We start from the raw sequence: 24,044 nt of genomic DNA, 5'->3' as shown, positions 1-24,044 counted from the left end.
GTGCGGTGTTTATTCAAAGTCCAGCGGGAGGAGTGGGACAGGTGAGACCCCACAGGTGCTGCGCACCGAGGATGCTCACCGCTCGCCCCGGGGTTCACTGTGCATCCTGGAGCGGAAATCGACCACTCCTTACTACTTTTTTAAAAAGCAACAAAGTTTGCGAAAACAGCCTTCTTCTATAAAATATTTCCTACTCGCTCCCCTACTTTTATGTGAGCCGGTGCCTTAATGGATGGATTCAGCTTAAACCTTCCTTTCTCGAAAAGAAGAATGACAGTTGAACCGAATGAAAAATAAGCCATTTCCTTTCCCTTTTCCAGCTCGATCTCCTTCATGGATAAGCTCAATGGAATTAACAAACATGGCACCCACTTTTACAATTGCAATAGATGCAGTTCCATGCATTACCTCTGTGATGCTTCGATAATTCTTTGAAAGGGTGCTCCTTCCATATTTCAATCCCCATTTGTTCACCGGATAAGATTTTGAACCGAGTACCCATTGGTCTGCTACCTTTCCGGTTACAGGGCTATGAATCCGGTGATAGTGACTGGGACTTAAATAAAATATCATAAAAGTGCCATCGGTATATTTTTTCGCTTTATTCTCACCCAGCATCTCTGAGATGGAGTAATCTTTTCCTTTCACAGTGATAATACGCCTGGCTTGGATGCTCCCTATATCCTCAATAACAGCATCTACAGGGCTGACAACCGAATCAGGGCTTTCATCCGTGATTCGTGCCCCTGCTTTTAGCCTCCTGATAAAAAACTCATGAAGGGAAGGGTACTCCTTTAACTCCCTTTCCATCTCACTCTCTTTTATGTTATAGATCTTTGAAAATGAAGGAATGGCCCATCTGCTCCATTTTGATCGTGCAAAACTTTGCAGCAGTGCGGATGTCCATCTCCCATTTGTAAGCTCAATCATCAGGCGATATAAAGACTTAATCAACTGGCAGGCCCCCTAAAATGAAATATGTTCTTTACGAACAGGCATAAAAAACATAGAGTAAAATATTATTATATAACAAATTAAACTAAGTTTGCCACAAACTCCCCCAGCTTTGCCACCATTTTGTAGAATGTATATCTATCTGTCAAACCTGTTGCTATCCCTTTAACATTACAAGGAGTGTATAAAATGTTTTTATCTGATGTTCTTGATTTAACCATCAAGAAGCTAAAGACACAGACAGCCAATGTCCTTACACTGGCTAATTTGTCTTTAGGAGGCTTCGCCATTTTATTTGCTATTAATGAAAATTTGAATTTAAGTGTGCTGCTTATCTTTGTGGCTGCTCTTGCTGATCGTTTTGACGGGATGGCAGCAAGGAAAATGAATATTGAATCGGAATTGGGAAAGCAGCTTGATTCTATGAGTGATATCATATCATTCGGAGTAGCTCCTGCACTTTTATTGTATCAGGGGTTATTGTCTGAATTTGGAGCACCTGGTTCGTTCTTCACAATCCTTTATATCGGGTGCGGAGCATTTCGGCTTGCACGGTTCAACATTAGTGAAAATAACGGATATTTTACCGGCCTTCCCATTACTGCTGCCGGCTGTCTTGCTACATTGAGTTTTCTTGCTGTCCCTTATTGGCCCGAACCTTTATTTCTGTTTATCATGCTGACCCTTTCCTTTTTAATGATAAGTCCTTTTAAACTAAAAAAAATGTAAAAGAAGCCGGTCTCAATTGAGCACGGCTTCTTTCTTTTTTACTTTTTTTCCGTTAATGAAAGGAACTCCTCTACATCATCAATGCACAATTGAACTGCACTTTCCCAGAATTCCGGTTTTGTTAAGTCAGCATTTAAATGTTTCATCGCTAATTCCTCAACCGTCATGGAAGCCGTATCCTTTAATAAAGCAATATAATCTTCCTCGTATCCTTTTCCCTCTGTAAGAGCCTGTGCATAAATGCCCAGTGAGAACAAATAGCCAAAGGTGTATGGGAAATTATAGAATGGAACGCCTGTAATATAAAAATGCAGCTTTGAAGCCCAGAAAGATGGATGGTATTCATCCAGCGCGTTTCCATAAGCTTCTTTTTGAGCTTCGCCCATTAACTCATTCAATCGTTCTGCACTCACATTGCCCTGTTTTCTTTCTTCATAAAAACGGGATTCGAAAAGGAAACGGGCATGGATGTTCATTAGAAGAGCTACCGATCTTTGAACCTTTTCTTCCAGAAGTGCAAGTTTTTCCTCCTCTGACTTGGCATTTTTAACGGCTGCATCTGCAACAATCATTTCAGCAAAAGTGGATGCTGTCTCCGCTACATTCATCGCATAGCTGCGGTTCAATAAATGGAGGTCTCTCATTGCATAAGTGTGGAATCCGTGTCCAAGTTCATGGGCCAAGGTAGAAATGTTAGAGGGTGTTCCCGAGTAGGTCATAAAGATCCTTGACTGGCTGCTTTCCGGGAAGTAGGTATGGAAACCGCCAGGGGCCTTTCCTGGGCGATCATCTGCCTCAATCCATTTATCTTCAAATGCCTTTTTGGAAAAAGCCGTCATTTCCTCCCCAAAAAGAGAAAACTGTTCCAGGATAAATTCTGCACCCTCCTGATAGGATACTTTCGTCTCTGTTTTACTAAGCGGTGCATCCAGGTCATACCAGCTTAATTTCTTAATGCCCAGAAGCTCTGCCTTTCGATTTAGGTATTTAACAAGAGGAGATTTATTTTTAGAGATAACCTCCCACATTGTATCTAAGGTTTCTTTTTTCATTCTGTTCAGATCAAGGGGCTCTTTCAGGAAATCATCCCATCCTCTTAATTTATAAGTATTTAATCTAAAGCCAGCTAAATGATTCAAAGTTTTGGATAGATAATCAGCCTGGCCGCTCCATGCTTCTTCCCATTTTTCAAAAACTTCCTTCCGGAGAGCTCTGTCCGGATTTGAAAATTTATTCGCTGCCTGGCCCACTGAAAGCTGCTTTTCCTCCACATTTTCAAGTAGGGGGATTTTTATATTCCCTACAATCACATCATACATTTGGCCCCAGCCATGGTAACCATCAATTGCTAAAGCATTAATCACAGATTCTTCCTCTTGAGATAACTTTTCTGCTGCACTCTCACGCCGCTCTGTTAATACAAATGCCAGTTCATTCAAGCTATCGTCCTTCAGAATTTCGGCCCATACTTCCTGACCGTAACCCGCGAGCTTCTGATCAAAAATCGTTAAGGCAGTTTGAAAAGATGCACTTAACTCAGTAGTAGATCCTCTAAGGGCTTTTGCTTTCTTATCTTCTGTATTTTGAGCCTGCAGGCAGCTGACAAAGGCTCCTGCCTGACGAAGCTTTTTAGCAGTTTGCTGGAATAAATCTATAAACTCACTGATTGCCTGTGCATCTGCAGCTGAATTAGAAGGCTGCCATTTATGTACCTGATTATAGAATGATTCTATATATTTTCTTGTTTCTTGCAAGTGCTGTCCAAACTCCTCTGAAGCACTTCCGCCTTTAAAAAAGGCATCCAAATCCCAAACTGTCGAATATGCTGTAGCAGTCATGATTTTCCCCCTGTAAAAAATATTTCGTATACAGAAGTATTATAAATTAATTTTTCGGAAATTTCTATCAAAATGACCGAATAGTTTATTAAAAAACGAAGCATTAGAACTCAGTGCATCTAAAATATTGGCTCTAAAAAAACTGGACTTGCCTGTTTATTCGCACCTTACGTTCCAATCAACAGGGTGCCAAAATCAACAATGGCTGTAACATAGCAAAATCTTTTATCCTGATAAAAGAAGCCCATACCGACTGCGGTATGAGCTAGGCTGTAATTCACTATTTATAATAACCGCCATAATAGGCAAATCCTCCAAAGACTAGCAGCAGAATCAGCAGCACCACCAACAGTGCCAGCCAGAATCCTCCACCCCCGTAATATCCTCCAGTATAAGGTGGAACCGGATAGCCGTAATAACCATAAGGCATAATGCTTCTACCTCCCTTCGTCTTCTATTATTAAGATATGTGTCAAACAGGAGGAGCGTTTAGGCGATTACATCAAATTCACTGCGATAGATTAGCAAAATCCATATTTTCCTGAGCACCGCTAAAAAAACGCATCATATAATAATAGCAAGAGGAAAATTAAGGGAGGAGTGTTAAATGAAAATCATATCCATCTGCAATAAATGCAAAGGAACAGGCAGCATAAAAGCTTATAAATTTATAAAGAAAACTTGCCCTGTCTGTAATGGAAAAGGAAAAATGACAAAAAACATTTCGGATATCAAGAAAGAGAAAAGACAAAAAATTTCGCTTATTCCCCATTAGGAAGCATAACATTGAATTTATATCAGCTATGGACCCTTTCCGCAGGCAAGGGTTTTTTATTTTGACTTTAAATGATTTATAATGACAACGGATAGAAACATCTTTATTTCGGTCAATTGGAGTGAAAAAAATGAAACTCTGCAGGAATGGGGTACTTCTTTTAATAACCTTACTTGTCTTGTTTGCAGCGGGCTGTTCTTTAGAGGAGCAAAAAAGTGAAAGTCCAAAGGAGCTACCTTCTAAAAAGGCTGTTGAAGAAACTCCCTATGAATTTACCAGTGCCTCAGCCCAGCAAATTGAACACATCCAGGGGATAGGCTATCCTGGAAATGATACAGGGCTATACCTCTCATCCAGTGACGGATTAAAGCTTTTCAAAGATGGGGCATGGCATGAAACTTCCACCCAGAACCACGACTATATGGGGTTTCAGGCAGTAAAAGACGGTTATATTGCCAGTGGCCATCCAGACGAAGATTCTGATTTAAAAGACCCCCTTGGCATTGTAAAAAGCACAGATAAAGGCAAATCGATTGAAGATCTGATGTTTTACGGTGAGAGTACATTTCCTTTTTTATCAGCTGGCTACAACACGGGTATAATTTATATTATCAATCAGGAGGAAAACACTGAGCTTGATGCCGGGGTATATCGTTCAGAAAATGAAGGGCAAACCTGGGACCCAGTCAGTTTAAAAGGATTGGATGCTGACACACTCGGGATGATAGCAGCCCACCCTGATTATGCAAATATAATGGCAATGTCTACGAGAAGCGGAATCTTTTTTTCCCGTGATAAAGGAGAAACAGTAGACTTAGTGTCTGAACCAATCATGGCTACAGCTTTGGCATTCACGGAAGACAGTTTGTACTATGCATTTGTTAAGCAGGAAAAGGTATTACTGAACAAGCTGAATCTTGAAACAATGGAAACCTCCATGGTCGAAATTCCATTTCTTAGCTATGACAACCCTATTACATATATTGCAGCAGATTATAATAATAGCGGCAGGGTTGCTTTCTCGACCTACCTGAAGGATTTATATGAGTCAGCAGACAACGGCGAGAACTGGGAGCTTTTATTAAAAAATGGCAGAATAAATAACTAAAGGGACAGCCAGGCTGTCCCTTTAGTTATTTTTACGCTTTTCTTTTTCTGCCCGATAAAACTCATGGAACATCTTCATTAGTGCCCGCTTCTCTATGCGGGAAACATAGCTCCTTGAAATGCCAAGTTCTTTTGCAATTTCTCTCTGGGTTTTTTCTTTTTGCAAGTCCAGCCCAAACCTGCCGACAATGACCTCTTTTTCCCTGTCATCCAAAACATCAATATATTCCTTCACTTTTTCAAGTTCCATATTAAGCTGAATCGTATTTATAACATCTTCGGATTCTGACTTGAGTACATCAATAAGGGATATTTCATTACCCTCTTTGTCCTGTCCAATTGGATCGTGAAGCGATACATCCTTCTTTGTCTTTTTTAAAGCCCGCAAATGCATAAGGATTTCATTCTCTATACACCGGGCTGCATATGTGGCCAGTTTTGTTCCTTTGCCTTCTGAATAGCTCTCAATTGCTTTTATCAGCCCGATCGTCCCTATAGATATCAGATCTTCAGAATCTTCTCCGGTATTTTCAAACTTTTTTACGATATGAGCAACCAGCCTGAGATTATGTTCGATCAGCATATTACGGGCATGCGCATCTCCAGCAGCCATCAATCGCAGGTATTTTTTTTCATCTGCAGGTGACAGCGGTTGAGGAAATGCATTATTTTTTACATAAGATACAAGGAACACAATTTCCTTAACCAAATAACCAAGTGCAGTTAAAATTCCGGACATTGTTCCACCCCCGCTTTTAATGCGTGTTCAAAAAGGCCTATAACTAATTCCTATGTAAGCATGGAGTTGTTTTTGTCTGTCCCATATAGATATTTTCAAAAGGAAAATTTCCCCTTTCTACTTCGCGGTCATCCAATGGACATTTAATAGGTTTTTTTTTATGATGAGATTATATAAAAAGAGAAAGAGGTCTTACTTTTGAACGCGCAGCGTATAATTTTGGCACTCGTTTTTTTCATTGTTTTGCTGGATAGCCTGGCAAAATTCATTTTTGACGGCTTTTCTTTAAAGCCTTTACTTTTATTACTGGCAACAGCCGCAATTGTAGTATTTCTATGGTTATTTCCAAGTAAAAAGGACTGACAAATTAGCAGTCAGTCCTTTTTTCAGGCAATTGCCTGGCTCTTTTTATCTTGCTACTCTGTTACGCTTACCTCCGCGGCAATGATGCAGCCAATTGCTCCGCAAATAACCAATCCCATAACAATCGAGAACATCTCCCACACCCCTTTAGAAATTCCTGGTTTCCTTTAATGTACCATGTTTTTCCCTTCTAAATAGCAGGTGAATGTGAACATTCTGTTAATCACAGCAACAGAAAAGGTTATTTCTTTTTTTTCCGGAATCGAAGAGTCAAAATTAAAACATGCAGTGACATACCCAATTTCCTCCTAACACAGTATTGTTAGGTGGAGTCTTTCTCCACCCAGAAAATTGCCTGACGTCCTTGAATACGAAAAATCATTTTCCTAACCACCTTTCATGTTTTTTTAAAGTCATTTTTATTAAAACGGGCGATACATTGAAAACTGACGGTCACGGTTTTGGTCCTGAATTTTTTTGACCATTTGTTCATGCATAATATCTTCTGCAGATAATTTACGTTTTTTAATGGTTACAGTCAAAAATAATATATTTAAGGTCATTAGATTTTCCACCTCCTCTTTCATATCCCGCCTAAAGGCACAAAAAAGCCGCAAAGAGATATACACTCTCTGCAGCTTGATCATGAAGGCATAAAAAAGCCGCAGAGCACGATTCCTCCCTGCGGCATGGATATGTACTGTCAAAAAGTCAAGCGATCCATTCCATGTAGGTCGAATTCGGTAAAATAAATATTTAATTCTGCTTCTAATGCAATACCTTTGATCATCATTTCATTCGACCTCCTTGTTTGAATTTTTCACTTACACTGGTAATTATATCCACGCACAAATGGTTTGTAAACCTTTTTTTGGATATTTTTTAAATTTTTTTTTAGAAAGTATAAGTCGATAAAAAAAAACACCCTGAAGCAGGGCGTTTACATCCTTTTATTTTTTCATCAGGAATTCCTGGCCTTCGTCCATTTCGTTAAGCTTAGCGCGGAAACGCTTGGAGAGCGCAAAGAAATAAATGGATCCAAACAGGAAAACGGAAGAAGATCCAGCCATTATATATAAATCCAACATTGTATTTGCAGTGTCGGGAATAATTAAACCCAGGTAAAAAAATGAACCGACAGCAAGCAGAGCAATAGCAAACCGCTTGAAGTCCACCATTTTTTCAAACAAGAGCTTTGCTTCCTTTTTCATTTTTATCACCTTCTATTTTATAGATCTTTTTTAAGACTATAATCCTACTTTAACATAGAAAGCAGTAGTCCAGGTGATGTAAATATTGTAAGCACTTTAGGATCATCCAATAAGAGAAAGCGGTTCTCAATGAAAACCGCCTAATAATTTGTCTTGCTTTCTTATTTATTTTGGCTAATGGCCTCAACAATCTTCATAACCAGACTGGCCGAATGGAGTGCGGCCTTTTCCAAAAATTGATCAAAAGAAATATCGGACTCTTTTCCTGCAATATCTGACAGAGAGCGAATGACTACAAAAGGAGTTTTAAATTGGTAAGAGACCTGGGCGATAGCCGCTGCTTCCATTTCTACCGCCTGCAGATCTGTGAATTTATCACGGATATAGTCGACTCTTGCCGGATCATTCATAAAGGAGTCACCCGTCGCAATCAATCCTCTCGCAACCTGAATATCCTGGATCTCCTTCGCGCACTCCTCTGCAATTTTAACCAGACTGCTATCAGCTTCAAACGCGGCCGGCAGTTGCGGCACCTGTCCATATTCATAGCCAAAAGCGGTAACGTCTACATCATGATGCCTTACCTCTGTGGAAATTACAACATCCCCCACATTTAAATCAGGGTTAAAACCGCCAGCCGATCCAGTGTTAATAACATAATCCGGCTTAAACCGCTCTAAAAGGATAGCGGTAGACATGGCAGCATTCACTTTCCCAATTCCAGAACGCAGCAGGACTACTTCCGTTCCATTCATCTTTCCTGTTGTAAACTCGCAGCCGGCGATGGTTTCCTGTCCTTTGCCTTCTATTTTATCTCTGAGTAAAGTAACTTCTTCTTCCATAGCTCCAATAATCGCTATTTTCATCATAAAACCTCTTTTCATATTTTCTATGGCTTTTTCTATAGCCGGGTGGAACGCACCATGCTTTATGTAAAAACTTCAGGAACGTGCTATTTGCTTCTGCAAAGACTATTCTACCATCACTGCCAGGAATTTTTCCATCTATCGAATGTGCAAACCGCTCCCAAGAAATAAATACTGCAGATATTTGCCAGAACAGTCTGCCGGCTCTAAAATAAATGATAGAAAATCTTTGTTTGAACTTTGCATAAGGAAGGATGATTTTGTTTATGAATTTTCAGTTTGATTTAATTGAAGATAAAGTTGAATTTTATGAGGCTCCTTCATTAAAGGAGCTTGAAAAGAAGATAAATAGCCAAATCGAACATAACAAGGCGATTCTTTTATCTGTCCATCATGTTTCCCATCAAATGCACCTTGACGAGAATGGAAGAACTTATTACTCTGCCGTTGTACATTTCAAGGCAAAAAAATAAGGGCGCTTAGACGTCCTTATTTTTTTGCTATGTTAAACATGTCTGTTGATTTTAGGTGCATAGTGCCAGGAGCAGCAATTAACAATAACCTAGTCTATTTTTTAATTAATTTCATTTAACACTTCTACCTTTACCGGCTTCCAGCCTTGACCGTCCACCCAGTCAATATAGACACGATATTTTTCGCTTTGGTCCTTTGTTGATATGGTTCCTACAGATTTGTTTTGTCCATTATTGCCAAGAAACCATACCGTCATATTGCTTTGATCGACTCCAGTAGCATAAGAGATTGCCTGAAGCATTTCCTGCCAGTCTACGGCATTCTGGTCATAGACTGCAGTATGTTCACCTGATTGGGACGTGCCGACCGGTTTCCATGCTGGATTTTCGATTGTTTTTTCAACATCCGGCGAGCTTCCGCCTTCCGTTACAACTTTTTCATTTTCTTCTTTTGATTTATCTTCAGCTTCCTCAGCTTCTTCCTTCTCTGCTGCTGCTTTTTCTTCGTCTTCTTTAGCCTTATCTATTTCTGCTTCTTCCTGTTCAGAATCACTGGCTTGATTATCTTTATTCTTTTCATTTTCTTTTATCTCATTCTCAGATGCTGTTTGTTCCTCCGCCTGTAGCTCTTCATCATTGTTCCCGCCAAAGAAAATTTTAGCTGACACAACGATTATTAGTAATACAACAAGCGCGATTAAACTATTTAAAATGATATTGGTTTTTTTTCTTTTTTCCCGTTTACCTAACCGGGACTCTCTTGATGAATGCTCATTCCCTTTCAAGGCTTTCTCCTCCCCAAACTTTTATCAGGATTACACAATAATGCTAATGAAAGGCATAAAACTATTTAGCCACGCCTCATTTAAGTCGTTACTTCCCAAACTGCGGCTGTGAACATTCTAACACGACATAAGGTTATCTTAAAAGAAATAACCTTTTCCATGAAAAAAGCAGCAGTACGTTTATTTCTTTCAATAAAATGGACGCTGAAGCCATTTGGAAAGTTACAATATATCATAGTTGTTTATTAATCTGCAGAGCCAAAGGGCGGAACTTCTTCTTTATGATTAAAGTTGTATATCCCTTTCACCAAGTCTGCAAATAGGGGATTCACACCGCCTGTATCCTCTGTTACGCCAAGATTTACTGTAACAAGCGCATATTTCGGGTTTTTATAAGGGAAATAACCCGCAAACCATTTATTATGGAGCTGCTTGCCGCCCACTATTCTTCCTGTCTCGGCAGTACCGGATTTGCCGGCTACCTCATACGGAAGTTCTTTGAACCATCTCCCGGTTCCATCCTCATTAATCACAACCTCTCTTAGAAGTTTTTGAAGTTTCATAGCTGTATAAGGAGCAACCGTTTCTCCGATCAGCTTTTGTTTCTTAAACTCCAAAAGAGATGTACTGTTTTTATATTCAATTTCTGAAGCAACCCGAACCATTTCTTTCTGTCCGCCTCGCGCTATTGTTGCCATCATATTGGCAACAGCAAGAGGGGTGGCTCTGACTTCGTGCTGGCCAATCCCTGTTAAGGCAACATAATTGCGGTCCTTTTTGGCATCTTCTGATAAAAACACACGGCCCTTTTCTTCATCCTGGAGCTGCCTAAAGTCATTAAAATGGTATATATCGCCTTGCCAGCTTACAGGACCCGTCAGCGATAACCTCTCTGCATAAACCTCCAGCAATTCGGAATCAATATCTTTTAATTCATTTGCTACGGTAGCAAATGTATTATTGCAGCTTCTTGCAAAGCTATCATTGAAATTAAGCATTCCATGCTGGTACTTCAGGTCTGGCTGCCCATTAATTTTCTTGCTGCAATCAAATTGCCTTGCAGGATCATCCAATCCATGATCAATGGCTGCTGCAGCAACGACAGTTTTGAATACTGACCCCATAATTTGCTGTTTTATCATTTGATTGACGGCTCCGCCGCTTTCTTTCTCAAATGGATTATCTTTATTAACGGCAGGGCGCGATACCATCGCCAATACAGTATTCGTCTCAATATCCAGGAGAACAATTCCTCCTTTTTTGATGCCATGCTGATCAGCCAAATTTTCCGCCATCATTTGAAGATCATAGTCCAAGGTTGTCTTTATATTGACAGGATAGAAAGGATTAGCAGGCTCTACATATTTCACATTGATGCCGAATAAGGGGCCTCCAGTTGCATCAACATGGTAGACTAGCTTAGAAGCACCTTCAGGAAGCAAAAATTCATCGAAGCTCTTCTCCATGCCTGTTATACCCACCATTGTGCTGATGGATAACTCTTTATCGGGGTACCTTTCCTTAACGAGATTTTGATTTTCTCCTGTAATTCCGATTAACTGTGCAGCTGGACTCTCTAAAATGTTGTACTTCTTCTCAACAGCAAAAACTCCTGGGATCTTTAGCGCATTTATTTTCTCCATTTGTTCCTCAGTCAACTGGAGCGGTTCAGGCTTGCCAAAAGCGAAAGGCTCCTTGGCGTTTTCAACTGAATATCGGAGAGAATAATCCGATGCACCTGTAATTTCCGAAACCCGTTCTATATCCCAATCCATTTTTGCCAGGAACGGAAATAAAATAAGGACAGGAATATTTTTATGAGTGAGGGGCTTGCCGTTGCGATCCAAAAAGTTTCCCCTTCCAGTATCAATGACCATTTCCTGTGATCTTTGGCGAACGCTTGCTTCGAGCAGATTTATTCCCCTGTCTGTAAAATGTTCAGTCGATATGAGTTGAAGCTGAATCAGCCTTCCCACCAGCAAAAATAGACCTGCAAAACTTATAATAAGCCAGCCAACTGCTCTTTTTCTCCACATAAAAAACACCTCGTCAAAAGTCTTGACGAGGTTTTCTGATTTCAAACTATTCGAATTTAAAAATATTATTTAATGGATACAATACGTACGTTCATTTCTCCCCCAGGAGTCTGTACAGTTACTTCGTCCCCAATCGTACGCCCAATCAGGCTTTTTGCGATGGGTGAATCGTTTGAGATTTTTCCTTCGAAAGGATCTGCCTCTGCACTTCCTACGATAGTATACGTTTCTTCGTCTCCATCTGGAAGTTCAACAAAAGTAACAGAACGGCCAAGTGCAACAGTATCTCCAGCCATTTCTTCCTCTTGGATGATTTTCGCATTGCGGATCATATTTTCAAGTGTTGTAATACGGCCTTCTACAAAAGCCTGCTCTTCTTTAGCAGAATCATACTCAGAGTTTTCGGAAAGATCGCCGAAGCTTCTAGCGATTTTTATACGTTCAACTACTTCTTTACGTTTAACCGATTTTAAATACTCAAGTTCCTGCTCAAGCTTTTCTTTACCTGCTTGTGTCATAGGGAAAACTTTTTCTGTAGCCAAAACCTTCACTCCTTCGAATTACACATTCCTTTATGGTTTGTGTTTCTATAATGTGTATGTACTTCTTTATATCAGATTTTTAGGAAAATGAATAGGAGCGCGTCCTCGTTAAAGGGCGCGCATGAAATATTTTTAGCTTTGTTAACCTTGCCTGTTGATTTCGCTCGGTGCTTAGCGAATCGCAGGCGGTCCGGGAGCCTCCAAGGCGCATTCCCGTCAGAAGGGTCTCCCTTTGACTCGCTTCTCCCGCTGGAGTTTCTTTCGCTCCAATCACCAGGGTGCCAAAATCATCAAGAAGCTTTAACACAGCCTAAGTGTTAAAAATAATGAATCCTATTGAACATTTTCTATGCTATTGTTTCATAAAAATGACTTTTGTTCAAGAATTGTTTGAATTTTTGTGACCATTAAATCGATAGCGACATAATTATGTCCGCCTTCAGGGATAATGATATCCGCATATCTTTTCGTTGGTTCGATAAATTGATTATGCATCGGACGTACTACATTTACATACTGTTCAATGACTGAGTCCATTGTACGGCCGCGCTCCTTAATATCTCTAAAGAGGCGGCGGATAATACGCAAATCTGCGTCCGTATCGACATATAATTTAATATCCATCAAGTTACGGAGCCTTTCATCCTCCAGAACAAGGATCCCTTCAAGGATAATGACATCCTTTGGCTCGACTTTGATCACTTCTTCGGATCTTGTATGCATCGCATAATCATATACTGGCTTGTTCACTGGCTCATACCTCAGCAGGCTTTCAACATGCTCTATCAGCAAATCGTTATCAAATGCAAGCGGATGATCATAATTAGTCTTCAATCTTTCTTCAAATGGCAAATGCGTCTGGTCTTTATAATAGTAATCCTGTTCGATCATCAAGATAGAATGCCCTTTAAAGCGATCGTAAATCGATTTTGTTACACTCGTTTTTCCGGAGCCGGAACCGCCGGCTACCCCAATTACAACGGGTTTGCGTTTCATTCGGTTAGAGCTCCTTTCGCATCATGTTGTTAGGGTATACCGGCTTTTCAACCTTGAATTTAACAATTTGGAGCGGGTGGCGTGCTGCATCCAATTCATTGCCTTTTTCATCCCAAATTTTATCGATGACTTGTGTAAAGTTCTCAATTTCAGGGCCAAAAAACTCAACTTCCTGCCCCGGCTTAAAATTATTTCGCTGCTGAAGAGTAACCATCTGTGTGTCTGGATTGTAATCCAATACTAAACCAACGAAATCAAAATTCGTCTTTTTGCTATGATTTCCAAACATTTGCTCTTTATACCCCGGAACCCCTTCAAAGAACGCTGGAGCAGTTTCACGATTAGCACATTTGTCCAACTCTTCAAGCCACTCCTGCTTAATTATAAAGTTGTCTGGATCTGCGCAATAAGCGTCAATCACTTTTCGATATACACTTACTACTGTTGCAATATAATGAATGGATTTCATGCGTCCTTCGATTTTCAGGCTATCAATTCCCAGTTCAATCATACGCGGAATAGACTCGATTAGCTTTAAATCTTTAGGGCTCATAGCAAATGGAGCATCCCCTTCTGTGTATAAAGGAACTTCATTTTCGCCTTCAAGCTGATACAAGTCGTAATCCCAGCGGCATGATTGACAGCAGCCTCCCCTGTTAGAATCACGGGCTGTCATGTGGTTGCTGAGCGTACAGCGACCAGAATAAGCAATACACATTGCACCATGGATGAAGGTTTCGATTTCAATATCAACTTTTTCCTTCATTTCTTTAATTTCCTCTGCACTTGTTTCACGTGCAAGAACAACTCGTTCCAAGCCTTCTTCCTTCCAGAACTCAACAGCTTTCCAGTTGGACAAGGATTGCTGTGTGCTTAAATGCACTTCGATTTCAGGAGCAACACGGCGGCAGGTTTCGATTATTAGCGGATCTGCTACAATAATTCCGGCAACTCCCGCTTCTTTAAGTCCAAGAAGATAATCCTCCAGACCTTCAATATTTTCGTTATGTGCAAAAATATTTGTTGTCACATAAATCTTTGCTCCATATTTTTTGGCGAACTCTACGCCTTCTTTCATTTCTTCAAAGGTGAAATTGCCGGCATTTGAGCGCAGCCCGTATTCCTGCCCGCCAATAAACACAGCATCGGCACCATAGTGAACGGCAATTTTCAGCTTTTCAAGGTTTCCAGCCGGAGCTAGCAATTCAGGCTTCTTCACAATAACCCTTTTGCCATTGACAATTTCAGAAATATTAGCTTTAACCGCTGTCATAAAGCTGCCTCCTCTTTCATATTGATTTATTTAAATTTCTACATCCAGCACGGATTAATATACGGTTTCTTTGAAGAAGAACCCTGTATCAAGCGGGCGGTTAGCCGGCTGAATCTTTTCTATTTCTGTTAAAAGATCATCTTTTATTTCATCATATTGATCCGGGTCTTTGACAAATGTATCGATTGCTTTTCTATATAGTTTAGTGACTTCAATAATATATTCGGGACTCTTTAATACCCCATCAATTTTAAAGGAATCTATGCCGGCCTCCATCATATCCTGCAGCTCATCAATAATGCAGATGTCGTTTGGGCTCATAATATGAGTGCCGTTTTCGTCCTCAAAAATCGGATATTTATTTTCACGTTCTTTGTCATGAAGGAACATATTTTTTTCCTGCTGGCGGTTCTCTACTTCCAGTGCCTTCCCCTGATATTCATAATAATTTCCAAGAAGGGAACGTTTGGATTGGAACATCGCTGTCATACCATGAACCTGCACCTCAATTTCAACTTCAGCATTATCTTTGATTTCAACGATGGCATCCATATTAATCTCGCGTGCAAGAACTGCGCGTGCAGCACCTTTTCTTCCCCAGTAATTGCATGTATACCAGTTTGTGGCTGTCGTTTCAGTATTCCAATGAAGCTTCATGTCAGGTGCAGCAGATCGGGCAGCCATTAAAACTGCTGGATCTCCAAAGATAATCGCATCAGCATTTATCTCTTTTAAAAAGCTGATATATCCCTCAAGCTCCGGCACTTTATCATTATGGAATAATGCATTCATGGCCACATATACTTTTTTTCTATGACCATGGGCGATTTCTATTGCTCTTTTCATATCTTCTTTTGAAAAATCTCCTGCAAGCCGCAAGCCGTATCGCTGTTCTCCAACCACAAAGGCGTCTGCACCAGCAGAAGCTAATGGAAGAATATCTTCGACACTTGTTGGTGTCACTAACAGTTCAGGTTTTTTCACTTCTTTCACCTCTTTTTACTAATTGCCACTCCGTCCCCTACAGGCAGTATGACTGTGTAGTATTCAGGATGACTCATTAACCATTTGTTAAAACCATCTATCTTTTTTACAAGATTCCGGATACGCTTACTCTCAATTTCAGGCTCGCACACAAGGCCTTTAAAAAGGACGTTATCTGTAATAATCATTCCATCCTGAGCAAGATAACCGGAATACATTTCAAAAAAGCGCTGATATTGACCTTTTGCCGCATCAATAAAAATGGCATCATATAAACCATGTTTCTGAACGTCTTCCTCTACTTCCAGAGCATCTCCTTTTATAATGAGAATTTGTCCATTTTTACCCGACTCATTTATATACTGCTCTGCAAGCTGGTAGCGTTCAGCATCCCGCTCAATCGTAACAATGTTGCTTTCAGGGAGTGCATATGCCATTCTTAGTGCGGAATAGCCAATTGCAGTACCTACTTCTAAAATAGTCTTTGGCTTTTGTATGCGCAATAGCTGAAGCATAGCCTCTATTCCTGCCAGCTCCATAATTGGCACATTATGCTCTTTGGCATAGTGTTCCATTTTGCTTAACAATTCAGGCCTTTCCGGTACCATTTCCTCTATATACTCATGCAGCTTATCGTTCATCAAGCTGGCATCACCTCGATTAAACGTAATTTTATTATCACCTTTAAAAATCATTTAGCCTGCTGTTACCCTTGGTGGTGATTTACGCTTTTGGCACTCCCTTTCCGCGGGCTTCCGGGAGCCTCCTCGGGTTCGCTTCTCCTGCAGGACTTTGAATAACTCTCCACCGAATAAACCCCGCACGAAGAAAATGCGAATGCATTTTAGAGGAGTGTCGCGCCTTCCGCTCCAATCAACACTGTGCAAATAATTATTTAGCATTATCAAAGCTTATATTAAAGCTAGAGTACATTTTGATAAAACTCTTTCAATTTAGACATGAAAAAATAGCGTTCACAGATAGGATGTCAAAATGCGCAGTGCTGCATTCCGGCCGTTTAGCCTTATCCATGCTTGTCCGTGATTCACGCTATTGCAATGCTTTATTAAAACACCTGATCTATTTTACCATAATTAAAAGGGGAATGCTATATTTCAGCGTTCCCCTTTTTTGGCATCTAATTGTTAGTAATGTGCTGTGATTTCTTTTGATTATGTTCATTAAGTGTCTTAGAGAATAATACATCTCCTGTAGATGTAGCAAGGAAGTACAAGTAATCTGTTTCAGCCGGCAGCAAAGCTGCTTCAATGGATGAAACGCCCGCATTTGCAATAGGTCCTGGTGTCAGGCCTGGATACTTATATGTGTTGTATGGAGAATCAACTTCTAAGTCCTTATATAGAACCCTTGATTTGTGTTCTCCCTTGGCATAAAGGACAGTTGGGTCTGTCTGCAGCGGCATGCCCGTTTCGATCCGATTATAAAACACACTGGCTATCTGGTCACGGTCAACTTTTTCTGTTGCTTCTTCCTCAATCAACGAGGCCATTGTCAGTAATTTATGCGGAGTGAATTTCTGCTGTTCCATTTCTCCACGGTATTCATTGATGACTGCGTCTGTTTTATCCAGCATTACTTTTACAACATCTTCTATTGCCGGATCTTCTTTATAGAAAGGATAAGTTGCAGGAAATAAATACCCTTCCAGTGGATATTTAATATTTTCAGCTAATATCTCATCTGTCAGCAAATCAGGATACTCAGCCATTAATGATTCAATGAAAGCCTTATCGTTAAGCTTCTTAAAAACTTCTTCAGGCTGCTGATTAATTTTTTCGCCAATTATTCCGGAGATCTGTTCAAGCTGTTTTCCTTCTGGAATGGTAATCTTAAAGGCCAGCTCCTCCATGACTTTCCCTGTTTTTAGGCTATCCAGAATTTCCGGCATGGTCATGGAAGGCTTCAATTCATATTCTCCGGCCATGAATCCAGCTTCGTTTTTAAATTTCACATAGTATTTAAAAACGCGGGCATCTTTAATGATCCCATTTTCCTCAAGAATATTTGCGATTCCTGTAACAGAGGAACCGATGGGAATCTCCACTTTCTTTTGCTGATCGCTTTCCGGATCGACAGGCTTCAAAGCGGAATTAATATAAAAATAACCTCCGCCGATGACCGCAATAGCTGAAATAAATAAAATGATTGCAACAATAAGAACAATCTTCCGGACAACTTTCGCTTCACTTTGCCGCTCAATCATTTTCTCTCGAATGACTTCCTTCTTTCCTTTTTTCTCTTCTGTAGACATCACAAATCCCCTCCGTTCCATAGACGTTGGCTCTATCAAAAGACAGGATATATCCTTATCTCTTATTTGATCTTTCCAGTAATGCTTGCCAACAGGCCTAAGAAAAAACTGCGTAATAGTTCTCTTTATTTCCAATACATCTCGGATTATTATACTATATTTTCTTTTTGAAGTCGCAGGATATAACAAAAAACCATATAATTCGCCATTTTTTTCCACAACTTTTGATAGAAGATAATTAAAAAGGTCTGTTATATATGTTTGTTGATTGCCGCTCCACGCTAAACGAACAGCGAGCGCTGCTGGTGCCTCTTGGCGGACATTGAATAATTATAATGAATTCATCATGAAGGAATTGCGAATGCTTTATAGAAGTTCTTCATCTTCAGTACCTATCAACAATGTGCCAAAATCAATAATTAGCTTTTATGACCATAAAAAAACCGGCCCGCAGGCCGGTTTTTTAGTCTTCTTGCTCTTCAAGGAATGTGTTAAGCATTTCTTCAATCAGGTCCCATTCCTCTTCTGTTTCGATTGGCTGCAATTCTCCGTCCTTGCTGTCTTCGCTAGGACTGAAAGCAGATGCGTGGATTTCAATTTCTTCATCATCATTTTCATCTGCCCCTACTGGATAGTAAAGGACATATGATTTTCCGAATTCATCAGAATCAAACGTGAACAATACTTCACACAGCTGTTCGTTGCCTTCTTCATCAATTACTGTAATGTTGTTGTCTCCGTGGTTCATTCTTTTCACCTCATTAAATTTGGCTATTTAAAAAGCCTTGTAAAATCATGACGGCTGCCATTTTATCAATGACCTTTTTCCTTTTTTTGCGGCTGACATCAGCTTCAAGTAAAACTCTTTCAGCTGCCATTGTGGATAAACGCTCGTCCCATAGCACAACAGGCAGGCCGAATATCTTTTCCAGCTCTGAAGCATAGAACTTGCTTGCCTCTCCGCGCGGACCAATGGTTCCATTCATGTTTTTAGGAAAGCCGACGACAATTTTACTGACTTCATGCTCTTTTATTATTTCACCAATTCTTTCAAAACCAAACTTTTTTTCTTCTTCGTTGATTTTGATGGTTTCCAAGCCTTGCGCCGTCCATCCCAGCGCATCACTTAGAGCGACACCGACTGTTTTAGAGCCGACATCCAATCCCATAGTCCGCATGTTTATCCCTCACGCTGCTGTTTTAAGTATGATTTAACCAATTCTTCGATGATCTCGTCCCTTTCAAGTTTGCGGATAATATTACGTGCATCCTTATGGCGGGGAATGTAGGCTGGATCCCCGGACAACAGGTAACCGACAATTTGGTTAATCGGGTTATACCCCTTTTCCTGAAGCGCGCCATAAACCTGAAAAAGGACTTCATTCACATCTTGTTCGATTGGTTCTTCAGGAAAATTGAACCTCATTGTTTTATCAAATGAGCTCACTTCTTACACCTCGCTTTTCTGTATGAAGGGTTAGGAGCCTAATCTCACCGGATTTATTTCAGTTGTTCCTGACTGCAATGTCCGGTCAGCTTTCAGCCTTTTAAACATCCATGCCTTCATAACGGTTTGGCCTGTGGAAGCCGTTTGAAAATACAGAGCGATCTTTAATGATTTTGTTCCTGACAGGAAAACATGGTGTAGAACAAGCTGCCCTCTTCCTGATTTTGAACAATCTCTCATGGTTACCTACATTTTACACTACTTTTCCGGGATATCAAACGGATTTTACCCATTCTTCTACAAATTGCAGTGCACTTTCAAGTTTTTCAGGATCTTTGCCGCCAGCTTGTGCCATATCAGGACGGCCACCGCCGCCTCCTCCACATCGGGAAGCCACTTCTTTAACCGCTTTGCCGGCGTGGAAACCTTTCTTAATCAGATCCTCTGTTACACCTGCAATGATATTCACTTTGCCTTCATTTACGGTACCCAATACAACTACAGCTGATCCCAGTTTTTGTTTTAAATCATCAGCCATATTGCGGAGGTTATTCATATCCGCTGCCTGAACCTGTTCAGCAAGAACTGTTACGCCATTGATTTCCCTCGCCTTAGATACAAGGCTTCCTGCTTCAATATTACCCAATTTTGCTGCTAATGATTCGTTCTCGCGCTGAAGCTGTTTAATTTCTCCAAGTAATACATCAATTCTAGAAGACAAGTCTTTTGGATTTGTTTTAAGTTTGCCGGAAGCATCTTTCAAAATGTTGATCTGATCATTCATCAGCTTGTATGCAGCTTCACCTGTGACCGCCTCAATTCTGCGTGTCCCTGCACCAATACCACTTTCTGATTGAATCTTAAACAACCCAATTGACGCTGTATTAGGAACATGGCATCCGCCGCATAGCTCCAGGCTGTAGTCTCCTACCTGTACAACACGGACAATTTTTCCGTACTTCTCGCCGAATAGAGCCATAGCTCCCATTGCCTTTGCTTCTTCAATCTCTTTGTAATTTATATCTACATCAAGACTATGCCAAATTTGCTCATTAACAATTGCCTCAATTTTTTCAAGTTCTTCTGCCGAAATTTGCCCAAAATGAGAGAAATCAAAGCGAAGACGCTCAGGGCCAACTAATGAACCTGCTTGGTTTACATGGCTGCCTAATACATCCTTTAAAGCCTGATGAAGTAAGTGGGTAGCTGTATGGTTCCTAATTACCTTTGAACGGATTTGCTCATTTACAGAAGCAAATACGGATGCATTCGTTTTTATTGTACCTTCTTCCACAACTGCTCTATGAAGGTTTTGCCCGTTTGGAGCTTTTTGGACATCCTTAATGGCAACTCTTAGACCTTCTGCTTCAAGAGTCCCCTGGTCGGCAATCTGGCCGCCGCTCTCTGCGTAAAATGGCGTTGCGTTAAGGATCAGCTGAACTTCTTCCCCTGCCGGTGCTTCTTTAATCAATTGCCCATCTTTAACAATTGCAGCCACTGTAGCTTCTGTTTGGAGCTTATCATACCCTACAAATTCACTTTCTGTTTTCAATTCACCTAAAACACCGCCTTGAACCTGCATGGAATCTACATCCTGACGTGCTGAACGTGCACGTTCACGCTGCCTTTCCATTTCCTTTTCAAAGCCTTCATGGTCAACCTTCATGCCTTCTTCCTCTGCATACTCCTCTGTCAATTCTACCGGGAATCCGTAAGTATCATAAAGGCGGAAAACATCTTCACCATGAATCGTGCGGTTTCCTTTTTCCTTCTCTTTCTTTATAACAGATGAAAGTATAGACAAACCTTCGTGAAGTGTTTCGTGGAAACGTTCTTCTTCATTCTTGATTACCTTCTGAATGAACTCTGTTTTTTCTTTTACTTCCGGGTAGTAGTCCTGCATGATTTCTCCTACTACAGGAACGAGCTCGAACATGAACGGCTCATTTATATTAATTTGTTTTGCATAACGTACTGCTCGGCGAAGCAACCTCCTCAATACATAACCGCGCCCTTCGTTTGAAGGCAGTGCACCGTCTCCTACTGCAAAGGCTACAGTACGTATATGGTCAGCAATTACTTTAAAAGCAACATCCGTTTCTTTTGCTGCACCATACTTTATGCCTGAGATCCCCTCTGTTCCTCGGATGATTGGCATAAACAGATCTGTGTCAAAGTTGGTTGGAACATTCTGAACAACCGATGCCATTCGTTCAAGTCCCATTCCAGTATCAATATTCTTCTTTGGGAGAGGCGTATAGGTACCATCAGGATTATGATTAAATTCAGAGAACACGAGGTTCCAGACTTCTAAATAGCGTTCATTTTCCCCGCCAGGATATAATTCAGGATCTTCTGGGTCATCTCCGTATTCAGGTCCGCGATCATAGAAAATTTCTGTATTCGGACCGCTTGGCCCTTCCCCGATGTCCCAAAAGTTTCCTTCCAGGCGGATTATTCTCTCTTCAGGCACTCCAACTTTCTCCTGCCAAATTTTAAAAGCTTCATCATCTTCCGGATGAATCGTAACAGAAAGTTTTTCTTCATCAAATCCAATCCAATTTTCATCTGTCAGAAACTCCCAAGCCCAAATGATTGCTTCCTCTTTAAAATAGTCGCCAATCGAGAAATTCCCAAGCATTTCAAAGAAGGTGTGGTGTCTTGCTGTCTTGCCGACATTCTCAATATCGTTTGTACGGATTGACTTCTGTGCATTCGTAATCCGTGGATTTTCAGGTATAACACGCCCATCAAAATACTTTTTTAGCGTTGCTACTCCACTATTAATCCATAGTAGGGAAGGGTCGTCATGCGGAACAAGTGATGCGCTGGGTTCAACAGCATGGTCTTTCTCCTTGAAAAAATCTAAGAACATTCGGCGTATTTCTGCACCAGATAATTGTTTCATTTTATCCATCCTCCTAAAATTATGTACTAGTTATTGCACATGCCTTGAAAAAAGGCAACAAAAAAAGCCCTAATCCCTGGACAGGGACGAGAGCTTGCTCGCGGTACCACCCTGATTATGGAAAAAAGCATAGGTGCCTTGCTGGCTCTGTACTTGTTATTCCATCTCTCAGATCCTTAACGCGGATAAACGGCAGGTATTAACTGCACTCAGGATTAGCTTTCTGTTATCCTTCATCTGGGAATTCTTTCAGCCTGGGAATTCCCTCTCTTATATGAATGCAAAACCGTTCGCATTCACGCAGATGGTCTATAACATACTCATTCCGTCTTCACTTTTTCAATCATAAAATAACTTTATAGACGCATTATAGCGACTTTTCAGGAACATTGTCAATACAGCCGTTATGATCCTGTGAATTTTGGTTCCGGCTTCTTGGAGAAATGTTTTCTCGCATGTATGAGGCTCACTTTCAAGACAGCCAAAATCGGGACGGCAATGATCAACCCCAATATTCCTCCTGCCTCTCCCCCTGCCAGCAAAGCAAGCATAATTAAAAGCGGATGCATATGAAGGCTCTTGCCCACAATTAATGGAGATAGAATATTCCCTTCAAGAAATTGCAGGACAATTATAATTCCCACGGTTATGACAATCATTTTTACAGAAAGAGTTGAAGCGATGATGACAGCTGGTACAGCTCCAATGATGGGCCCAAAATATGGAATAACATTGGTTACCCCAATAATCAAGCCGAGCAGGAGAGGATAACGCATGCCAAAAACCCAAAAAAGCAGGGAAGAAATGGTTCCAATTGCTGCACACACCAAGAGCTGCCCCCTGATATAACTTCCAAGGGATTTATCAATATCCCTCAAGAATAATACACCTTCCTTTCTCCATTTCCTGGGCGTCAAATACCAGACCGCCTTCTTCATAATCGTAAAATCCTTCAGCAGGTAAAAAGAGATGAAGGGAATTACTGCAATAATTACGGCATAATTCAATATATTAACCAAAGAATTGATAACCCTTGAAAGAAGTCTATCCAAAGCTCCCTCCACTGCAACAATCCCATCATCAATCCGGGATTGAAGCCCATCCGGCCAAGATGAAGTTTTTTGCTGTATGGCATCGATCCATCCCCGGTACTGGTTCGCAAACAGGGGAGCATTTTCTGCAAGATCCCTTAATTGATGGATAAAAGCTGGTATTCCTTTATATAAAGAAAAACCGGCACCTCCAAAAAATAAAAAGTAAATAATAAAAACGGCTATTCCTCTATGGAGTCCTGTCTCATGAAGTTTCTCCACTACAGGATGCAGGAGATATGTAATAAAAGCTGCTATGATAAAAGGGATAATTATAGACAAAAGGATGTTCAGAACAGGCAGCCATAAAGTCTGAAGCTTTAAAAAAACAAATATTATGATAAGCAAGAGAAGCAGAAATCCAAGCCTGTAAAACCATTTCAATCGAATATCCAATAGGTCCGCCTCCTTGTTTTTATTGTGAGAGCTTCTTGCGGATTTATACATGAGGTCCATTCAAGTCTTTATATAACAATTGCTCTGTGAAAGCTAAATCTTGATTTAGCATCGTGTTGATAGGAGCAGAAGTTAAGACATTTTTAAAAATGCATGTAGATTTCCTCTGCAGATAGCCATTTCAGTGCTTACGACACTCCTCGCATTTTTAACTATGGAGCCTGCCTGGGTACACTCAAATTTAACAAGAGCCACACCT

At 40.6% G+C, this 24,044-nt stretch carries 23 protein-coding genes and 1 pseudogene; 3 read left to right on the top strand and 21 right to left on the bottom strand.

The window, feature by feature from the left end; genetic code table 11:
• Positions 1-176: 176 nt before the first annotated feature.
• A pseudogene (locus tag AC3ZVC_RS10590) lies at positions 177-954 on the bottom strand (phosphatidylserine decarboxylase).
• A 189-nt stretch (positions 955-1,143) separates the two neighbouring features.
• Between AC3ZVC_RS10590 and pssA the strand changes: the two are divergent.
• The gene (pssA, locus tag AC3ZVC_RS10585; protein WP_490068338.1) at positions 1,144-1,683 is read left to right on the top strand and encodes a CDP-diacylglycerol--serine O-phosphatidyltransferase; all 540 of its coding nucleotides are present in this window, start codon (positions 1,144-1,146) and stop codon (positions 1,681-1,683) included.
• A 38-nt stretch (positions 1,684-1,721) separates the two neighbouring features.
• Here pssA and AC3ZVC_RS10580 read toward each other — a convergent pair whose 3' ends face one another.
• Positions 1,722-3,521, bottom strand: a complete 1,800-nt coding sequence (locus AC3ZVC_RS10580; RefSeq protein ID WP_490068336.1) for a M3 family oligoendopeptidase — start codon at positions 3,519-3,521, stop codon at positions 1,722-1,724.
• A gap of 280 nt (positions 3,522-3,801) precedes the next feature.
• Positions 3,802-3,951: a hypothetical protein gene (locus AC3ZVC_RS10575; protein WP_490068334.1), complete on the bottom strand. Its 150-nt coding sequence runs from the start codon at positions 3,949-3,951 to the stop codon at positions 3,802-3,804.
• 475 nt (positions 3,952-4,426) lie between these two features.
• Between AC3ZVC_RS10575 and AC3ZVC_RS10570 the strand changes: the two genes are divergently transcribed.
• Positions 4,427-5,404, top strand: a complete 978-nt coding sequence (locus tag AC3ZVC_RS10570) for a F510_1955 family glycosylhydrolase (RefSeq protein ID WP_490068333.1) — start codon at positions 4,427-4,429, stop codon at positions 5,402-5,404.
• Positions 5,405-5,425: 21 nt separating this feature from the next.
• Here AC3ZVC_RS10570 and sigK read toward each other — a convergent pair whose 3' ends face one another.
• The 4 genes from sigK to mtnN all read right to left on the bottom strand — a co-directional run bounded on the left by sigK (position 5,426) and on the right by mtnN (position 8,582).
• A complete protein-coding gene (gene sigK, locus AC3ZVC_RS10565) occupies positions 5,426-6,142 on the bottom strand; it encodes an RNA polymerase sporulation sigma factor SigK (RefSeq protein ID WP_110066085.1) in 717 nt (238 codons plus the stop codon).
• A gap of 785 nt (positions 6,143-6,927) precedes the next feature.
• Complete coding sequence (locus AC3ZVC_RS10560) at positions 6,928-7,068, bottom strand: YrzI family small protein (RefSeq protein ID WP_490068332.1); 141 nt, start codon at positions 7,066-7,068, stop codon at positions 6,928-6,930.
• A 387-nt stretch (positions 7,069-7,455) separates the two neighbouring features.
• Positions 7,456-7,716, bottom strand: coding sequence for a YrhC family protein (locus AC3ZVC_RS10555; RefSeq protein ID WP_490068330.1), 261 nt, complete (start codon positions 7,714-7,716; stop codon positions 7,456-7,458).
• Positions 7,717-7,877: 161 nt separating this feature from the next.
• A complete protein-coding gene (gene mtnN, locus AC3ZVC_RS10550) occupies positions 7,878-8,582 on the bottom strand; it encodes a 5'-methylthioadenosine/S-adenosylhomocysteine nucleosidase (RefSeq protein WP_490068888.1) in 705 nt (234 codons plus the stop codon).
• 266 nt (positions 8,583-8,848) lie between these two features.
• Here mtnN and AC3ZVC_RS10545 point away from each other — a divergent pair, with 266 nt between their 5' ends.
• Positions 8,849-9,055: a YrzA family protein gene (locus AC3ZVC_RS10545; protein WP_214724834.1), complete on the top strand. Its 207-nt coding sequence runs from the start codon at positions 8,849-8,851 to the stop codon at positions 9,053-9,055.
• 101 nt (positions 9,056-9,156) lie between these two features.
• On the opposite strand, the gene AC3ZVC_RS10540 is transcribed toward AC3ZVC_RS10545, so the two are convergent.
• From AC3ZVC_RS10540 to AC3ZVC_RS10475, 14 genes are all read right to left on the bottom strand, one after another.
• Positions 9,157-9,840, bottom strand: a complete 684-nt coding sequence (locus tag AC3ZVC_RS10540) for a YrrS family protein (protein ID WP_490068327.1) — start codon at positions 9,838-9,840, stop codon at positions 9,157-9,159.
• Between the two features lie 245 nt (positions 9,841-10,085).
• Positions 10,086-11,876, bottom strand: a complete 1,791-nt coding sequence (locus AC3ZVC_RS10535; RefSeq protein ID WP_490068326.1) for a peptidoglycan D,D-transpeptidase FtsI family protein — start codon at positions 11,874-11,876, stop codon at positions 10,086-10,088.
• 65 nt (positions 11,877-11,941) lie between these two features.
• Positions 11,942-12,418, bottom strand: a complete 477-nt coding sequence (gene greA / locus AC3ZVC_RS10530) for a transcription elongation factor GreA (RefSeq protein WP_490068325.1) — start codon at positions 12,416-12,418, stop codon at positions 11,942-11,944.
• A gap of 360 nt (positions 12,419-12,778) precedes the next feature.
• Positions 12,779-13,414: a uridine kinase gene (udk, locus tag AC3ZVC_RS10525; protein ID WP_214724843.1), complete on the bottom strand. Its 636-nt coding sequence runs from the start codon at positions 13,412-13,414 to the stop codon at positions 12,779-12,781.
• 4 nt (positions 13,415-13,418) lie between these two features.
• Positions 13,419-14,687: a peptidase U32 family protein gene (locus AC3ZVC_RS10520; protein ID WP_490068323.1), complete on the bottom strand. Its 1,269-nt coding sequence runs from the start codon at positions 14,685-14,687 to the stop codon at positions 13,419-13,421.
• A 54-nt stretch (positions 14,688-14,741) separates the two neighbouring features.
• A complete protein-coding gene (locus tag AC3ZVC_RS10515; RefSeq protein WP_490068320.1) occupies positions 14,742-15,671 on the bottom strand; it encodes a peptidase U32 family protein in 930 nt (309 codons plus the stop codon).
• Between the two features lie 5 nt (positions 15,672-15,676).
• Entirely contained in the window at positions 15,677-16,366 is a 690-nt protein-coding gene (locus AC3ZVC_RS10510) for an O-methyltransferase (RefSeq protein ID WP_490068318.1), read from the bottom strand.
• 443 nt (positions 16,367-16,809) lie between these two features.
• The gene (gene mltG, locus AC3ZVC_RS10505) at positions 16,810-17,943 is read right to left on the bottom strand and encodes an endolytic transglycosylase MltG (RefSeq protein WP_490068315.1); all 1,134 of its coding nucleotides are present in this window, start codon (positions 17,941-17,943) and stop codon (positions 16,810-16,812) included.
• 463 nt (positions 17,944-18,406) lie between these two features.
• Entirely contained in the window at positions 18,407-18,691 is a 285-nt protein-coding gene (locus AC3ZVC_RS10500; RefSeq protein ID WP_026583774.1) for a DUF1292 domain-containing protein, read from the bottom strand.
• A 13-nt stretch (positions 18,692-18,704) separates the two neighbouring features.
• Positions 18,705-19,121: a Holliday junction resolvase RuvX gene (ruvX, locus tag AC3ZVC_RS10495; RefSeq protein WP_490068312.1), complete on the bottom strand. Its 417-nt coding sequence runs from the start codon at positions 19,119-19,121 to the stop codon at positions 18,705-18,707.
• Positions 19,122-19,123: 2 nt separating this feature from the next.
• Positions 19,124-19,390 carry an IreB family regulatory phosphoprotein gene (locus AC3ZVC_RS10490; protein ID WP_009333061.1) on the bottom strand — a complete coding sequence of 89 codons (267 nt, stop codon included), beginning with the start codon at positions 19,388-19,390 and terminating at the stop codon, positions 19,124-19,126.
• Positions 19,391-19,420: 30 nt separating this feature from the next.
• Entirely contained in the window at positions 19,421-19,630 is a 210-nt protein-coding gene (locus AC3ZVC_RS10485; protein WP_490068310.1) for a hypothetical protein, read from the bottom strand.
• Between the two features lie 34 nt (positions 19,631-19,664).
• The gene (gene alaS, locus AC3ZVC_RS10480) at positions 19,665-22,298 is read right to left on the bottom strand and encodes an alanine--tRNA ligase (protein WP_490068308.1); all 2,634 of its coding nucleotides are present in this window, start codon (positions 22,296-22,298) and stop codon (positions 19,665-19,667) included.
• 404 nt (positions 22,299-22,702) lie between these two features.
• Positions 22,703-23,785 carry an AI-2E family transporter gene (locus tag AC3ZVC_RS10475; protein WP_490068306.1) on the bottom strand — a complete coding sequence of 361 codons (1,083 nt, stop codon included), beginning with the start codon at positions 23,783-23,785 and terminating at the stop codon, positions 22,703-22,705.
• Between the last annotated feature and the right edge of the window lie 259 nt (positions 23,786-24,044).

The sequence above is a fragment of the Cytobacillus sp. C11.1 genome (assembly GCF_058145115.1).
This window is presented reverse-complemented; position numbering and strand designations above follow the sequence as displayed.